Source organism: Mycobacterium sp. 23 (genome assembly GCF_048287075.1).
GTDB classification, from domain to species: domain Bacteria; phylum Actinomycetota; class Actinomycetes; order Mycobacteriales; family Mycobacteriaceae; genus Mycobacterium; species Mycobacterium gordonae_B.
Genome location: NZ_JBLVUX010000005.1, coordinates 7,012,483 through 7,029,122, shown reverse-complemented (window position 1 = coordinate 7,029,122; position 16,640 = coordinate 7,012,483). Strand labels below are relative to the sequence as shown.

At 66.3% G+C, this 16,640-nt stretch carries 12 protein-coding genes and 1 pseudogene; 5 read left to right on the top strand and 8 right to left on the bottom strand.

All coding sequences use genetic code 11. From position 1 onward, the window contains the following. The first annotated feature begins 194 nt into the window (after positions 1-194). Positions 195-788: a hypothetical protein gene (locus tag ACNQS7_RS33140; RefSeq protein ID WP_418015840.1), complete on the top strand. Its 594-nt coding sequence runs from the start codon at positions 195-197 to the stop codon at positions 786-788. Then, on the top strand, positions 785-2,947 hold the full coding sequence (locus tag ACNQS7_RS33135) for a DUF5631 domain-containing protein (protein WP_418015839.1): 2,163 nt from the start codon (positions 785-787) through the stop codon (positions 2,945-2,947). The genes ACNQS7_RS33140 and ACNQS7_RS33135 overlap by 4 nt, the downstream gene beginning before the upstream one ends. 80 nt (positions 2,948-3,027) lie before the next feature. Here the strand turns inward: ACNQS7_RS33135 and ACNQS7_RS33130 are convergent, their stop codons facing one another. Then, entirely contained in the window at positions 3,028-4,152 is a 1,125-nt protein-coding gene (locus tag ACNQS7_RS33130) for a M24 family metallopeptidase (RefSeq protein ID WP_418015838.1), read from the bottom strand. Between the two features lie 40 nt (positions 4,153-4,192). Here ACNQS7_RS33130 and ACNQS7_RS33125 point away from each other — a divergent pair, with 40 nt between their 5' ends. Then, positions 4,193-5,143, top strand: coding sequence for a 5'-3' exonuclease (locus ACNQS7_RS33125; RefSeq protein ID WP_310767383.1), 951 nt, complete (start codon positions 4,193-4,195; stop codon positions 5,141-5,143). Between the two features lies 1 nt (position 5,144). On the opposite strand, the gene ACNQS7_RS33120 is transcribed toward ACNQS7_RS33125, so the two are convergent. The 7 genes and pseudogenes from ACNQS7_RS33120 to pafA form a co-directional block, all read right to left on the bottom strand. Beyond that, the gene (locus ACNQS7_RS33120; protein ID WP_418015837.1) at positions 5,145-5,867 is read right to left on the bottom strand and encodes a DUF4333 domain-containing protein; all 723 of its coding nucleotides are present in this window, start codon (positions 5,865-5,867) and stop codon (positions 5,145-5,147) included. A gap of 90 nt (positions 5,868-5,957) precedes the next feature. Next, positions 5,958-8,704: pseudogene (locus ACNQS7_RS33115) on the bottom strand (DEAD/DEAH box helicase). Continuing rightward, positions 8,688-9,641: a twin-arginine translocase subunit TatC gene (gene tatC / locus ACNQS7_RS33110; RefSeq protein WP_418015836.1), complete on the bottom strand. Its 954-nt coding sequence runs from the start codon at positions 9,639-9,641 to the stop codon at positions 8,688-8,690. Before tatC ends, ACNQS7_RS33115 begins: the two are co-directional and overlap by 17 nt. Before the next feature lie 26 nt (positions 9,642-9,667). Further along, positions 9,668-9,931 carry a Sec-independent protein translocase subunit TatA gene (gene tatA, locus ACNQS7_RS33105; protein WP_055579724.1) on the bottom strand — a complete coding sequence of 88 codons (264 nt, stop codon included), beginning with the start codon at positions 9,929-9,931 and terminating at the stop codon, positions 9,668-9,670. A gap of 100 nt (positions 9,932-10,031) precedes the next feature. Continuing rightward, on the bottom strand, positions 10,032-11,012 hold the full coding sequence (locus tag ACNQS7_RS33100) for a helix-turn-helix transcriptional regulator (RefSeq protein WP_418015835.1): 981 nt from the start codon (positions 11,010-11,012) through the stop codon (positions 10,032-10,034). Continuing rightward, positions 11,009-12,007, bottom strand: coding sequence for a helix-turn-helix transcriptional regulator (locus ACNQS7_RS33095; RefSeq protein WP_418015834.1), 999 nt, complete (start codon positions 12,005-12,007; stop codon positions 11,009-11,011). Before ACNQS7_RS33095 ends, ACNQS7_RS33100 begins: the two co-directional genes overlap by 4 nt. Positions 12,008-12,024: 17 nt before the next feature. After that, on the bottom strand, positions 12,025-13,383 hold the full coding sequence (pafA, locus tag ACNQS7_RS33090) for a Pup--protein ligase (RefSeq protein WP_120793091.1): 1,359 nt from the start codon (positions 13,381-13,383) through the stop codon (positions 12,025-12,027). A gap of 221 nt (positions 13,384-13,604) precedes the next feature. On the opposite strand from pafA, the gene ACNQS7_RS33085 reads away from it, so the two are divergent. After that, a complete protein-coding gene (locus tag ACNQS7_RS33085) occupies positions 13,605-14,933 on the top strand; it encodes a SpoIIE family protein phosphatase (RefSeq protein ID WP_418015833.1) in 1,329 nt (442 codons plus the stop codon). 83 nt (positions 14,934-15,016) lie between these two features. Next, positions 15,017-16,639, top strand: a complete 1,623-nt coding sequence (locus tag ACNQS7_RS33080) for a PPE family protein (protein WP_418015832.1) — start codon at positions 15,017-15,019, stop codon at positions 16,637-16,639. The last annotated feature ends 1 nt before the right edge of the window (position 16,640 follow it).

Here is a 16,640-nt window from a genome sequence, read left to right as displayed (position 1 = left end):
GCGGGACAAGGACGCATCACCGTTCCGCCGCCCGCGCCGACGGTGACCAAGCACGTTGACGGCAAGCCGGTTGCGACCAGACGGATTGCGCTCCCGGACGTCAAGCGCGATGACGAGGGGCGCTGACGGGGCCGTCAGCAAATATCTGTCGCTGGTTTCTTGGGGATTATATGCAGTTAATAGCCCGATACTTGTTGAATCAGCAAATCCTGACTGGCGAATTTTCGCAGGAACGTTACGATCCACGCGTGTCGAATGTGCCTCCCCCGCAGCCTGCGCCACCAGCGTGGGCGGCAGCCCCGCTGTCAGCAGGTAGCCGTCCATCGCGCGGGCTCGCGATCGTGTCGCTTGTGATTGCTTTCGTGGCGATCGGCGTCGCTATCGGTGCCTGGTTCCGGCCGCTGCCGAAGAATGAGCCCCCGCCGGCGCCGACGTACTCGAGTCAGGAGGTCGCGGACGCGAAGTCGAAGGTGTGCGCTGCTTACGTAACCGTGCATCACGCGGTGCTTGCCAACACGGGACGGTCTGGCGAAAACGACCCAACGACGATTCTCGCTTTGGCAGCAAATGCAAGAATCGCGCTCTTTGATGGTGGCGAGTATTTGCTCAAGATTTTGGGTCGCGAACCATCCACTGCTGCTGACCTCGCGGCCGCCGTACGGGCGCTCGCTGACTCCTATCAGCAGCTTGCCCTTGATTACCTAGCCGAAGCGACGGACGCAAACATCGACGCATCACGACAAGCCATAGAAACCAACGGTTCGGCCGTGCGGGAAATCTGCCAATGACATTCCCGCCCGGAAAATGGTCGCGGCTACTCATAGGTGATCAGTGGCCCGACGACCAAGACATCCAGATTCTTTCGCATGGCCGAACCAACCGAGGAGCGGTTGAAATTGCTTTTAAAATGTTTGGTGAAGATCTCCGCAGAGCCAGAACGGGGGCATTAACCGAACAACGTGGCCACACGATTGACGATCTCCGCAGCGCGTTTCGCAACGGTGAGCGACGTGCCAGCGCTGTCGGTGAAAAAAACTTAATTAAGCAGACCGCTTACGGCGCGGCCTACGAAAGCATGCTGAGCCTTCAGCACGACCTCACCGCATTGGCAGAAGAGGGCAATCTACAGATCCAAGGGATTGAGCGTTCGAAGGATCCAGCGGAAGCCAAGGCGACGGCGATCGTAGCGCTGATCCTCCGCTACCAGGCGACTGCTCGCGTTGTTGCCGCAAAGTACACCGGCAACGTAATTGATGCGATACAGCGCGTCCTCGACGTGGACGGCGGCAAGGTACGAGCTCGACAGTTCGCTCGATCGCAGGGCGTGGACGTGGGTCAAATGTTCGAACGCCCGAGCAACGATCGAGAACTGAGTAAGCGAGTACTAGGCATGCTCGGGAAAACCGACACCTCGGAGGTCTTAACAACCGGAAAGTTACCCACGGCGATGCCCGCGCCCGGTGCAGGAGCATCTCAGCACTCAGAACCGGAGCTCCAATCTGTCGGAGCGCTACCCGTGTCCATTCAGCCGGGCGCTGCTAGTAGGCCTCCAACAGCAGCAAGGTCGTCGCCAGAGGTGTTGGAAACTGGCCAAGCACCAACGGGTCATGTCTACCGTGGGTCCATGGCGGGGCTATCTGCTGCGCTTCCACCAGCTTCGGTCACTGCTGCCCCAAGCGCACCGGCAATGCCGGTGAGTCCGATAGGCTCGCCAATGTCTTCGATCGTTGGCGGTCGTACTGTTCTTCCCGAAGCGGCCGTCGCCCCATCTCCCCCCACGCCAACCATCTCCCCCACCGAACTAGCCCAAAGCTTCAACAAAGGCATGGAGTCGGGCGCGCCATTCTCGGCAGCCGCGCACGCAACGCCGTCTGTCCCGATCACATCGACCGAACCGCAGATTTCCCATGCCGCGCAGACAATCCCGTCCGCGGTCGCGAGTTCACAGGTGCACGTTCCAGTAGTTGATTCTCCGCCGCCGGTACACCACGCGCCGGCCGCTGAAGCACCGCCTACCCCGATAGTCGCTGCACCACAACAAATTTCGCCGCCCGTATCGCCGCAGGCCGTAGGTCCGTTGCCGACCTACGGCTCCGATTTGCGGCCTCCCGTCGCAACGACGATCACCGCGCCGACACCACCGAGCACGCCGCTCCCCCCGTCGGCCACGCCAACCTCCGCGCCGGTGACGCCCTCTGCCGGCCAATCCCCCACCAACCAGCCGGCTGTCGTGCGTCAAACCGTCCCCGCCAATACCCCGCTGCCCACTTCAGCGCAAGGAACCCAGGCCGTCACCGCCACCGCAACCGGAGCCGCGATCGGAACTGCTTCGGCCGATTCCACTGCGCGAAAACGATTGCAGCGCTTGATCAACGCCGTCGCCCGTCAACAACCTCGGCTGGCCTGGGCCGCCGGAGACCGCGCCGATAAGACGACCCTGCTGGTGACCGATCTGGCCAGCGGATGGATCCCTCCCGGCATCGACCTGCCGTCGGCGGTAACCCTGCTACCGCCTGCACGGCGCCGCGGCAACCTGGAAGCCCTACTCGGCGACGCCACCGTCATCGCCAGCTACACCCCAATCCATCTCCTGCCCGACGACGCTGAACCGAACCCCACCTCACCGCGACCTCGGTCCGTCCCAGACGTCAGCGACCTCGGCTGGGAACTCAGCCAAGCCACCCAGTGGCGCGACGGCTTACCACGATTGGCACACACCCTCGCGAAAGCGACCTCCGCCGGCACCGGCGTGCTGGACTCAGAGATCGACCTTCTGCGCGAGCATCTGGCGACAACAAGCAAGTGCGTCCTGGACAGTTATCCCGACCATGTCGACGCACACCAAGTGGGCAACTGGCAACTGCTCGCTGCTATCGATGCGCTGGTGGGCGGCGACAAGGCGACCGCCAACTACCACCTCGCGTGGTTCCTTCAGGCGCAGATCTAAAGCCCGTGATATCGCATGCGATATCGCTTTTCAGCCGGAGTCATGCCCCGGAATTCCGGTACAGATGTGACGGCTGAGGCCTACGAGACCGGCACCACGACAAGCTCATGCGGCTGGTTGTTGACCGACACCGCTCCGTCCGGCGTCACCACCACGATGTCCTCGATGCGGGCACCCCACCGCCCCGGAAAGTAGATGCCCGGTTCGATGGAAAACGCCATACCCGTGGCCAGCGGCAGTTCGTTGCCGGCAACGATGTAGGGCTCCTCATGCACGCCCAATCCGATGCCATGCCCGGTGCGGTGCACGAAATACTCCGCCAGGCCGGCCTGGTCCAACACGTCGCGGGCCGCAGCATCGACCTGCGCCGCCGTCACACCCGGGCGGACCATTTCGACCGCGGCGCGCTGAGCCCGCTGCAAAACCGAATATTGTTGAGCAACAGTAGAATCCGGGTCACCAAGACTATAGGTGCGGGTCGAATCCGAGTGATAACCGGGCGCATACACGCCGCCGATGTCGACGACGACGATGTCGCCCTGCGCCAGCACACGATCCGAATACCCGTGGTGCGGGTCGGCGCCGTGCGGGCCCGACCCGACGATAACAAACGCCACCTCTGAATGTCCCTCTGCGACAATCGCTTCCGAGATATCAGCGGCGACCTCGGCCTCGGTCCGGCCCGGCACCAAGAACGAGGGCACCCGCGCGTGCACGCGATCAATCGCGGCACCGGCCGCCCGCAGCGCGTCAATCTCGGCCGTCTCCTTGACCATCCGCAACTCACGCAACACTTCGGTGGCCAACACCGGCAATACACCCAACTCGGCAGCCAACGGCAACAGGTGCAAGGCCGGCATCCCATCGGCCACCGCCACCGCGCCGACGCCGCCCAGAGCACCGGAAACCAACGCATACGGGTTTTCCCCGTCGACCCAGTCCCGCACGCTCAGACCCAGTTCGAAGGCCGCGGAATCCTTCAATGACGCCAGCTCGAGCCGCGGCAGCACCACCGTCGGCTCGCCGACGGCAGGGACCACCAAGGCAGTCAACCGCTCGAACGTCTCCGCGCGTGACCCGAGCAGATAACGCAGGTCATAGCCCGGCGTGATCACCAGCCCGGCCAGGCCGGCGCGGGCCGCCAGCGATGCTGCGGCACCCAGCCGTCGGGCGTACACCTCGGCCTCGAATCGGTCAGCGTCCATGGCAGCCAGGCTAACCGGACGGCCTGGCAGGATTGGCAGCATGCCCGCACCCCTGTTGTTGCTGGACGGCGCCAGTATGTGGTTTCGCTCGTACTTCGGCGTGCCGTCATCGATCAAGGCTCCAGACGGCAGACCGGTGAACGCCGTGCGCGGATTCATCGATTCGATGGCAGTGGTGATCACCCAGCACAAACCGAGCAGGCTGGCCGTGTGCCTGGACCTGGACTGGCGCCCACAGTTCCGGGTGGACCTCATCCCCTCCTACAAAGCGCACCGCGTCGCCGAAGAAGAACCGGCCGGCGAACCTGACGTGGAAGAAGTTCCCGACGACCTCACCCCCCAGGTCGACATGATCATGGAGTTGCTGGACGCCTTCGGAATCCCCACGGCCGGCGCCCCGGGCTTCGAGGCGGACGACGTGCTGGGAACCCTAGCCGCCCAGGAACGCAACGACCCGGTAGTGGTGGTCAGCGGAGACCGCGATCTGCTGCAGGTGGTCGCCGACGAACCCGTCCCCGTGAAGGTGCTCTACCTGGGCCGCGGCCTGTCCAAGGCCACCTTATTCGGACCCGCCCAGGTCGCCGAACAGTACGGGGTCCCGGTCGACAGGGCCGGACCGGCCTACGCCGAACTCGCGTTGCTGCGCGGTGATCCGTCCGACGGCCTGCCAGGCGTGCCGGGAGTCGGCGAGAAGACCGCGGCCACGCTGCTCGCCCAGCACGGCTCGCTGGAGCAGATCGTGGCGGCGGCCGAAGACCCAAAGTCCAAAATGGCCAAAGGGTTACGCACCAAATTGAAGTCCGCGACCGACTACATCGAGGCGGCTGAAAAGGTGGTGCGCGTAGCCACGGACGCGCCAGTCACCATCTCCACACCCACCGACGAGCTGCCGCTGCACGCGGCCGACCCGAAGCGCACCGCCGACCTTGCCACCCGCTACGGCGTCGGATCCTCCATCTCGCGCCTGCAAAAAGCGCTCGACGCCCTGTAACTTACTGAGGCCTGCCGACCTCGTACGTGCCCTTGTCGTCCTGGAAGGTCACCGTCACGTGCTTGTTGGCGCCGTCGATGCTCACGGTGCAGTCGAAGGTGCCGCCCTTCTTGACGACCGGGTCCGAACCGCCGTTGCACTTGACGTCCTTGACGTTCTTGGCGCCGTAGCCGTTGGTCTCGTCGGTCAGAATCGACTGCACATCGGTATTGGCCTTGTTGACGTTGAGCTTGGTGGTGACGAAAAACCCGGGCACGACGAAACCGAGCACCAGGATGACGATCACGAAAAGCAGCGCGATGCCGCCGATCACGGCGCCAAGGAAGGCTTTGGAACGATTCTTGCCCTGCGGCGCCTGAGCGTAAGGCTGCTGCGGGTACTGGCCCGGCTGTCCGGGCTGACCGTACTGCTGCGGCTGCCCGTATTGCTGCGGCTGACCGTACTGTTGTGGCTGACCGTACTGCTGCGGCTGACCGTACTGCGGGGTGGCGCCGTACTGGGTCGCCTGCGAACCGAAGTCTGAGCCATACCCGGGCGACTGCTGCGGGTATGCGGGATCAGCCGGCTGCTGGTAACCGGGATACTCGGCGGCGGGGTACGACTGGGCATGCCAGGTAGCGTCCTGACCCCCCGACTGCTGCTGCCATGGCGAGCCCGCCACGGTCGGGTCCGAGGAACCCCCTGGCGGCTGCCATGACTGGTTTGGCCCCTGCGGTCCACTCATCGTTGCTCCTCAGTCTGATTTATCCTCGCCACCGTCGGCCCCTGGTGGCCCCTGTACGCGTTCCGGATGTAACCGTAGCTCCGGCCTAGCCTACCCGGCGTCAACTGCGACGACGCCGCGCCGAATGTCATTGATAGCGCGCTTGGCCGTCGACCGCACGTCAGGGTCGGGCGCCGCGTTGCGCACCTGGTCCAGCAAGTCGAGCACCTGGCGGCACCAGCGCACGAAATCCCCCGCTGACAGCGGAGATCCCGACCCGTACGCATCGGCGGCCGCCAGCGTCGCGGCCAGGTCGCCGCTACGCGCCCAGCGGTAGATCACCTGGACGAAGCCGTCGTCGGGTTCGCGGGTCTGACCGATCCGATGGGTCTGCTCGTCGGCGCGTAACGCCGCGGACAACCGCGCGGTCTGCCCGAGCGCCTGCCGCAGCCGCGGCGTCGGCACATCAGTGCCGAGGGGGCCCCCGGACCGTCACCGCCGCGGGCCTCGTAGAGCACGGCCGACACCACCGCGGCCAACTCGGCGGGCTTCAGCCCCGCCCATGCGCCGGTGCGCAGGCACTCTGCCACCAAAAGGTCGCTCTCGCTGTAGATCCGGGCCAGCAACCGGCCGTCGTCGGTGACGTGCGGGTCCGTCGGCGGCCCCTGGATGAACTCGCGTTCGGTTAGCAGGCCGACGATCCGGTCGAAGGTGCGAGCCAGGGAATTGGTGGCAGCGGCCACCTTTCGCTGTAGCTGCGCGTTGTCGCGTTCGATGCGCAGGTAGCGTTCGGCCTGGCGGACCTGCTCCTCCAGACCGGGCGAATTGTGGGACGGGTGCCGGCGCAGCTGCTCGCGCAACGACGTCAGCTCCGGGTCGTAATGGGAATCGTCCTTCGGACGCCGGCCTGCCGGAATCGTCAGGCCCTCCACCGCTGAGCGCAGCGCGGAGGCCAGATCACGGCGCACCCGCGGCTGGCGGTGTTCGACCCGCTTGGGCAGCGTCATCGACCCGACCGGGGGCGTTGTACCCGAATAGTCGGCCGAGGAGATGCGGCCGGCCCAGCGATGTTCGGTCAGCACCAGGGGTCGCGGGTCGTCGCGGTCGCGTGCGGATTCCAGGACCACCGCCAAACCACCCCGCCGCCCGTGGTTGATGTTGATGATGTCACCGCGCTTGAGGGCAGCCAGGGCATCACTGGCAGCCTGCCGTCGGTGCAGTCTGGACGCGCGGGCCTGGGACCGTTCCACCTCGCTGATCTGTGCCCGCAACCGGGCATATTCGAGGACCGGAGCCTCATGCCCGCCCAGCTCGGCCGCGATCTCGTCGAGCATCGATTTGCCGCGGTCGATGCCGCGCACCAGACCGACGACGGAACGGTCCGCCTGATACTGGGCGAACGACTGCTCGAGCAGCCGGTGCGCCTGTTCCGGGCCCAGCTGGTGCACCAGGTTGATCGTCATGTTGTAGGACGGCGCAAACGAGCTGCGCAGCGGGAATGTGCGGGTCGATGCCAGGCCGGCGACCTCAGACGGCTCGACGTCCGGGTGCCACAGCACGACCGCGTGGCCCTCGATGTCGATTCCCCGGCGCCCGGCACGCCCGGTCAGCTGGGTGTACTCCCCCGGGGTCAGCGGCACATGCTGCTCACCATTGAACTTGACCAGTTTCTCCAGCACGACCGTGCGGGCCGGCATGTTGATGCCCAGCGCCAGCGTTTCGGTCGCGAAGACCGCCCGGATCAAGCCGGCCGTGAAGAGCTCCTCGACGGTGTGCCGAAAGGCCGGCAGCATGCCGGCGTGGTGGGCGGCGATGCCGCGCAGCAACCCCTCGCGCCACTCGTAGTAGCCGAGCACGGCCAGGTCGGCGTCGGCCAGATCGCCGCAGCGGTGCTCGATGACCTCGGCGATCTGCGCGCGTTCCTGCTCGGTGGTCAGCTTCAGCGGCGAGCGCAGGCACTGCTGCACCGCGGCGTCGCAGCCGGCGCGGGAGAACACGAAGGTGATGGCCGGCAGTAACCCGGCCGAGTCCAGGGCGGCGATGACGTCCGGGCGCGCCGGCGGCCGGTAGAAGCGCGGCCGGGCGGGGCGTCCGGGATTGCGCCGGCGCGGCTGCCAGTCCGACATCCGGTCGGCCTCACGGCGGTTTGCGATGTGGCGCAGGAGTTCGGGGTTGACGTGCGGCTTGTCCTTGGCGGCGCCGTCGGAGCGGTAGTCGAACAGGTCGAACATCCGCTTGCCGACAAGGACGTGTTGCCACAACGGCACCGGTCGGTGCTCGTCGACAACCACTGTGGTGTCGCCGCGCACCGTCTGTATCCAGCCGCCGAACTCCTCGGCGTTGCTCACCGTCGCCGACAGGCTGACCAGACGCACCTCTTCGGGCAGATGGAGGATGACTTCCTCCCAAACCGGACCGCGCATCCGGTCGGCCAGGAAGTGCACCTCATCCATCACCACGTGGGAAAGACCTTGCAGCGCAGCCGAATCCGCGTAGAGCATGTTACGCAGCACCTCGGTGGTCATCACCACCACCGAGGCTTCGGCATTGACCGACAGGTCACCGGTCAGCAGCCCGATCTTGTCCTTGCCGTAGCGCACCGTCAGATCTGTGTGCTTCTGGTTGCTCAACGCCTTCAGCGGCGTGGTGTAGAAACATTTGCCGCCACCCGCCAGCGCCAGGTGCACAGCGAATTCACCGACGACCGTCTTGCCCGCACCCGTCGGCGCGCAGACCAGCACCCCGTGACCGCCTTCCAGGGCGGCACAGGCCCGCCGCTGGAAGTCGTCGAGGGGAAACGCCAGCTCGGCCGCGAACCGGGCCAGCTCGGGCAGACCGACCTCAGGTGACGTCGTCATGCGTTCCGCCGATCACCGACGGCGCCGGTATCGGCGAAGGTGGTTCGATGACCGATGCCTCGTCATCGGGGATTGCGGCGGCTTCGCGCCTGGCTTTCCGCTTGTCGTGTATCCGGGCGATCTGAATGGCGAATTCCAGCAGCACGGTCAGGGCCAAACCGAGCGCGGTCATCGAGAACGGGTCGGACCCCGGCGTGAACACCGCGGCGAACAGGAACATCGCGAAGATCAGCCCGCGGCGCCAGGCTTTGAGCCGCTCGTAGGTCAGCATGCCGGCGACGTTGAGCATCACGATCAACAAGGGAAATTCGAAGCTGACTCCGAACACCACCAGCAGATTGATCAGGAAGCCGAAGTACCGGTCGCCCGACAGCGCCGTCACCTGCACGTCGCTGCCGACGGTCAGCAAGAAGCCCAGAGCCTTGGCCAGCACCAGGTAGGCGAGGACGGCGCCCGCGACGAACAGCAAAACCGCCGGGATCACGAACGCCACCGCAAACCGGCGCTCCTTCTTGTAAAGGCCCGGGGTGATGAACGCCCACAATTCGTAGAACCACACCGGGCACGCCAAGACGACGCCAGCGGTCATCCCGACCTTGAGCCGCAACATGAACTGGTCGAACGGCGCGGTGGCCAGCAGCCGGCACTGGCCGTCTGCGCTGATACTCGCCCGCGCCGACTGCGGCAACGCGCAATAGGGGTGCCGCAGCCACTCGCCGAGGCTCTCCATCCCGAAGACCGGGTGCGAATACCAGATGAAGCCGAACGCCGTGGTGACCACGATCGCGGCCATCGAAATCAACAACCGGGTGCGCAGTTCGGTCAGATGGTCGACCAGCGACATCGTCCCGTCAGGGTTGACCCGGCTGCGCCGATTGCGCGGGTTGAGGCGTTTGAGAGGACCAAAAGCGCGCGCTGAAACCCTGGGACCTTTCACGACATTCGGTCAGAAGTGGGGACGGACTACGCCGGCCGCGCTTCGGTGTGGCCCTGCTCGGCAGGGGCAGGCGGCTCGACACGCTGAGACTGCACCGGGGTGGGGGCCGCAGCAGGGGTCTCGATCGAGGAGTCGGTTTTGTTCTCGCTCTGCAGCTCACGGACCTCGGACTTGAAAATGCGCAGCGACTTGCCCAGCGAGCGCGCCGCATCGGGAAGCCGCTTGGCACCGAACAAAACGATCACCACGACAGCGAGGATCAGCCAGTGCCACGGTTGAAGACTGCCCACTTTGATTACCTCCAGACGTTCACCCGATGCTACCGCAGCACGAAGGCCTGTCCGGGACGTGCGAACGGTTGCTGCGCCGCGCGCCGCTCGGCCCGCGCCGTCAGGCCTGTTCAGAGCTGTTTTGCACAGCTTGGTAAGCCTCGACGCCCGCTACCGCGGCCGCGCGCACCCGCTGCGCAAGCGGTTCCGGCGCCAGGACCTGCACGGCCGAACCAAGACCGAGAATCAGCCGGGTCATCCAGTCCTCGGAGGCGTAGGTCATGGTGACATCGCAGGAGCCATCGGGCAGCTCCCTGGCCTCCCGCAGCGGGTAGTACTCGAACATCCACGACGCCGACGGGGCCAGTCGCAACGTCGCCGCCGGCAGCGCGGGGTCGCCGTCGAACAACGACGTATCGGGTGGCGACTGCAGCACCGGTTCCGGGGGCGCGGCCGGCTCGCCCAGTTCGGCGGCGTCGACGATCCGGTCGAAGCGGAAAAGACGAACCCCCTCCGCCTCGCGTGACCAGGCCTCCAGGTAGCTGTGGTCACCGACCAGCAGGACGCGGATGGGGTCGACGACGCGGCTGGTGAGCGAATCGTGCGAGGCGGCGTAGTAGTCGATGGTCAGGGCTCGCTTGTCGCGTACGGCGGCCCGCACGATCGCGATCGCCCGGCTCTCCAGCGGAGCGGGTTCGTCGACGGCGGACGCGACGTCATCGTGCCCGGCGGCACCGGCCGCCGCGGCGATCTTGGCGATCGCACTGCGCGCCGCTTCCGGGTCGACCACGCCAGGAATGTCCGCCAGCGCCCGCAGCGCAACGAGCAGTCCGGTGGCCTCCGGAGACGTCAGCTTGAGCGGCCGATCGATGCCGGCGGAGAACGTGACCTTTACCGTGTCACCGGAGAACTCGAAGTCGATGAGATCGCCGGGGTCGTAGCCGGGCAGGCCGCACATCCAGAGCTGCTCGAGGTCCTTTTGCAGCTGGTCTTCGGAGACGCCGAGTTCAGCGGCCGCCTCGGCCTTGGTGATCCGGGGGTTGGCCTGCAGGTACGGCACCATGTTGAGCAGCCGGACCAGTCGGTCGGAGACGGGTGTCATGAGCGCTCCCCTGCCGCTCCCCGCAGCCTGGTCAGCACGTCCTCACGCAACGACGCCGGCTCCAGCACGATCGCGTCGGCCCCGTAGGCCGCGATCTCGCGGGCCAGCCGGTCGTTGAATCCGATGTCCAGTTCGAGCACCTCACCGTCGCGGCCGGCCAACTGCCGCGGTCCGACGGATCGTCCCGCGCGGCGTAGTGCTGTGGCACGACCCTCGGCAACCCACACCGTGGCCAGCGCTCCGGTCGGCCCCTCGGCGACCGCGTCGGCGACGACCTGATGCAGGTCGACGTCGTCAGGGACGGTGACCGCGCCCGGTTCGCCGATCGGGGTGACGTCGGCGCCGATGCGGGAGAGCCGGAAGGTCCGGGTGGCGTCGCGGTCACGGTCATGGCCAACCAGGTACCAGCGTCCCTTGTCGGTGATGACGCCCCACGGTTCGACGGTGCGGGTGGCGTAGGGCGCCGAGCGCGATGACCGATGCGGGAACTGTACGGCCTGCCGAGAATTGATGGCGGACAACAGGATTCCGAGGACCTCTTCGGATTCGCGCAACCCCGGCACGCCGGTCGGCGACGCGATCGACACCGATGCCCCGGTATCGACGGGGTCGACATCCACACCGGCCGCGCGCAACTTGAGCAGCGCCCCCTGGGTGGCCGTGATCAACTCGGGCGACTTCCACAATTGGGTGGCTACCGCGACCGCAGCCGCCTCCTCCCGAGTGAGGTCGACGGGCGGCAGAGCGTAGGCGTCGCGGTTGATGCGGTATCCCTCGGCGGGATTCAGGTTGGAGACCTTGCCGACTTCCAGCGGGATGCCCAGGTCACGCAACTCGTTCTTGTCGCGTTCGAACATCCGCGAAAACGCCTCCGCCGACGGGCTATCGGCGTATCCCGCGACGCTTGACCTGATCTTGTCGGCGGTGATGTAGCCCCGGGTGGACAGCAGGGCGATGACCAGGTTGACCAGTCGCTCGACTTTGTTGATTGGCATCTGGTTCAGGTTAAGGGCTACATGCTCGCGATCAGTCGCTTGACCCGCTCGTCGACGGCCCGGAACGGGTCCTTGCACAGCACGGTGCGTTGCGCCTGGTCGTTGAGCTTGAGGTGCACCCAGTCGACGGTGAAGTCGCGCCCGGCAGCCTGCGCGGCGCTGATGAACTCGCCACGCAACCTGGCACGGGTGGTCTGCGGCGGACGGTCGACGGCGTCGGCGATTTCCTCGTCGGTGGTCACCCGGGCCGCCAGCCCCTTGCGCTGCAGCAGGTCGAACACGCCGCGGCCCCGCTTGATGTCGTGGTACGCGAGGTCCAACTGAGCGATCTTGGCGTCCGACAGCTCCATGTTGTATCGGTCCTGATAACGCTGGAACAGCTTGCGCTTGATCACCCAGTCGATCTCGGTGTCCACCTTCGCGAAATCCTGGCTCTCGACGGCGTCGAGCTGGCGGCCCCACAGGTCGACCACCTGCTCGATCTGCGCATTGGGTTCGCGGGTTTGCAGATGCTCGACGGCGCGGCTGTAGTACTCGCGCTGGATGTCCAGGGCGCTGGCCTGACGTCCGCCGGCCAGGCGGACCGGCCTGCGACCGGTGGTGTCGTGGCTGACCTCGCGGATGGCGCGGATCGGGTTGTCCAGTGAGAAGTCGCGGAATGCGACCCCAGCTTCGATCATCTCGAGCACCAGCGCCGCGGTGCCCACCTTGAGCATGGTGGTGGTTTCGCACATGTTGGAGTCGCCGACGATGACGTGCAACCGTCGGTACTTCTCGGCGTCGGCGTGCGGCTCGTCACGGGTGTTGATGATCGGCCGGCTGCGGGTAGTCGCGCTCGAGACGCCTTCCCAAATATGTTCGGCGCGTTGCGACAAACAGAAGGTGGCGGCCTTGGGAGTCTGCAACACCTTGCCCGCCCCGCAGATGAGCTGACGGGTGACCAGGAACGGCAACAGCACATCGGAGATGCGGGAGAACTCGCCGGCCCGCACGATCAGATAGTTCTCGTGGCAGCCGTAGGAGTTGCCCGCCGAGTCGGTGTTGTTCTTGAACAGGTAGATGTCGCCGCCGATGCCCTCATCGGCGAGGCGCTGCTCGGCGTCGATCAGCAGGTCTTCGAGGACCCACTCCCCGGCGCGGTCATGGGTGACCAGCTGGACCAGGCTGTCGCATTCGGCGGTCGCGTACTCGGGGTGGCTGCCCACGTCGAGATACAGGCGTGCGCCATTCCGCAGGAAAACATTTGAGCTGCGACCCCACGACACCACCCGCCGGAAAAGGTAGCGGGCCACCTCGTCCGGAGACAGTCGGCGATGCCCGTGAAAGGTGCAGGTGACACCGAACTCAGTCTCGATGCCCATAATTCGTCGCTGCACGTAATCGAGGGTACTTGTTGTCGAATTGCCGCGGTGCGCAAGCCACGCCAGTGGGTGGTGACCGGTCGCTGAGACCGGCAGCTGCCGGGGTGGGCTTTGGATATGATTGCCATGCCCCCCTCGGGCAATCGGGGCGTCAGATGATCCTCCGGTGTGGAATGTGACGAACCATTTCAGAGAACCTGCGCTTAGAAGCGCTCCAGCGCTATCGCGTGCTCGACATGCCGCCAGATCGGCTGGTGGCGCGGATACCCGGATTAGCGGCCCGGTCCCTCGGCATGCCGATGGCGGCGGTGTCAATCGTCGCCGAGGACGACATCTTCCTCATCGCCACACACGGCCCACCGGCCGTCGGGCACATACCGCGGGAGGAGGGGTTGTGCGCGTCAGCTGTGACGAACAGCGTGCCTTACGTCGTACACGACGCGTCCTCTGATCCCCGCACCGCCGACAACCGGTTTGTTCGCGCTCACCGGGTCAGGTTTTACGCGTGCGCTCCCATCGTGACCTTCGACGGATTCAGCCTCGGAACGGTCGCCGTGATGGATACCGATGTCCGCACGGTCTCGGACGAACAGCTGTCGGTATTGCAGGACCTGGCGGCGATCGTGATGGAGCAACTCGATTTGCGGCTGGCGTCGCTGGACGCACTCGGGGTGGAACGCGGTCTGCGCAGTGCCGCCGAAGATGCCCGCGACGACGCCCGGTTCCAGCGCTACCGCGCCCAGGAGGCGCGGGACGTTGCACAGCGCGAGCGCGATGACGCCCGGCAGGATCGCGATGTCGCGATCCGCGACCGCAACACCGCGGAGTACGACCGCGACCTGACGGAGGAATACGCCGCGGTGCTGCAGCAAACCTTGCTGCCACCGATGCTGCCGACCGTCGAGGGCGCTTCCCTGGCCGCCTACTATCACCCGGCGTCCCCGCGCCGGGTCGGCGGAGATTTCTACGACGTGTTCGCCCTCGGCGGCGACCGGTGGGCCTTCTTCATCGGCGATGTCGAAGGCCACGGGGTGGACGCCGCGGTGGTGACATCGCTGATCCGGTATACGTTGCGGTCTGCGGCTCTGCATTACAGCGACCCGATTGACGGGCTGGTGGAACTCAACGCGGTGCTGCTGCGCGAGCTGGATCCACGGCGCTTCTGCACGGTCCTGTTCGGGACTCTGCAGCGGCGCCCGGACGACCGGGGCTTCTCGATCACCATCGCGACCGGAGGTCACCCCCCGGCACTGTTGCTTGACCCGAGGAGCGGCACGGCGGCCGAGGTGCGCTCCGACGAGGGAACCCTGGTCGGGCTGCGAGCGGACGCGAAGTTCCACACCTGTGACGTCATCCTGCACCCGGGCCAGACGCTGCTGTTCTACACCGACGGCATCGTCGAAGCTCGCCGCGGCGCGAATCCGTTCAATGAGGGCAGCCTCGCCGCCTTCGCCGCCGAGCACGCCGGACCGGATGCCTCGAGCCTGATCGACGAACTGGCCACCCTGATCCCCAAGCTGGGGCCGCAGGACGACATCGCACTGCTGGCTATCAGCGCCCACTAGATCCCGCACACCCCTGGTATCGCCACAGCGAATATAAAAGTTAGGCTGTCCGAAACTTTCCCAGTCTTCGGAGGCCTGGCTGAATGACGGCGGCTATCTGGATGGCCCTCCCGCCCGAGGTGCACTCCGCGCTGTTGAGTCAGGGGTCAGGGCCGGGGCCGATGCTGGCGGCCGCGGCGGCGTGGCAGTCCCTGGGCGCCGAATACGCCGCCGCGGCTGACGTGGTCGGCGGACTGATCGCCATGCGGCCGGGCTGGTGGGACGGTTCCACCGCCGAAGCATGGACGGACGCCCACGCGCCTTTTGCAGCGTGGTTACTGCAGGCCAGCACGGACAGCCTGGCGCGCGCCGCGCAGCACCAGATGGTCGCGGCGGCGTACTCCGCGGCCTTGGCCGCCATGCCGACCCTGCCGGAACTGGCCGCCAACCACCTGACGCATGCCGCCTTGGTCGCGACCAACTTCTTCGGGATCAATGCGATCCCGATTGCGCTCAATGAAGCCGACTACGTCCGGATGTGGGTCCAGGCCGCGACCACGATGACCGTGTACGAAGCCGCTTCAGCCGCGTCGGTAGCGTCGACGCCAACTCCGGTGCCTGCACCGCAAATCCTGCGTTCTGCCGGGATGGCGCAAGCTCAACCCGCAGCGTCACTCGATCCGGTGCGAGTCGCGCTCAACGCGCTCGAACCGGTCCTGAACAGCTTCGGCATCAATCCGCTGATTCGCAATCCGTTGGTTTCCAACGTCGTCACCTCGTTCATCGCGGACATTCTGGAGTACTTCGGTGTGTACTGGGACCCCGCCGCCGGAATGCTGAACGGACTCGATTACGAGTACTACGCTGACGCCACCCAACCAATGTGGTACCTCGCTCGAGGCCTCGAACTGATCGGGGACTCCATGCAGATGTCGCAGAACCCAGCGCAGGCGCTGCAATACATGATGGCGCTCGCCATCTTCGACTGGCCCACTCACATAGCGCAGTTGGGCACTGCGATCAGCCAATCCCCGCTACTGCTGGCCGCGGCGGGCGGCGCGATGGTGGTACCGGCCGCGTCGGCCGGAGGGTTGGCCGGGTTGGCCGGGTTGACCGCGGCACCTCCATCGGCTTCCGCTCCCGTCGCACTGCCCGGGCCTGCTGCGCCCAGCGCCTGGCCCGCGGCCGGGATGAGTACTCCACCAACCGCTGTCAGTGCGGCACCGACGAATGCACCGGCGCCCAGTCCTGCTCCTACGACCGGTCCCGCATCCGTCGGCACGGCGGCCCCCACGCCGCCCGCGTCGGGAGCCGGCTTCACGCCTCCCTATGCGGTGGCGCCTCCTGGTATCGGATTCGGTTCCGGAATGGCGGCGAGCGCCAGCGCGAGCGCCAGGAAAAAGGCGTCCGAGCCGGAGCAGGCGCCGATGGCGGATGAAGCCCGCGCCGCAGAACGCCGTCGGGCGCGGGCGCGGCAACGCGCCCGCACCACCCAGCGTCAACCCGGCGACGAGTACATGGATATGGGCGTCGACGTCGACCCGGACTGGGACGAACCGCCCGGCAGCGTCGTCTCGACGGCGTCACGTCACGGTGCTGAGCGGTTCGGACTCGCCGGCACAGTCAGCCGGGATACAGCGACCGAGGCTGCCGGCTTGGCGAGGCTTAGCGACAGCGATTTCGGTGATGGCCCGACCACGCCGATGCTGCCGAGCAACTGGCGGTAGC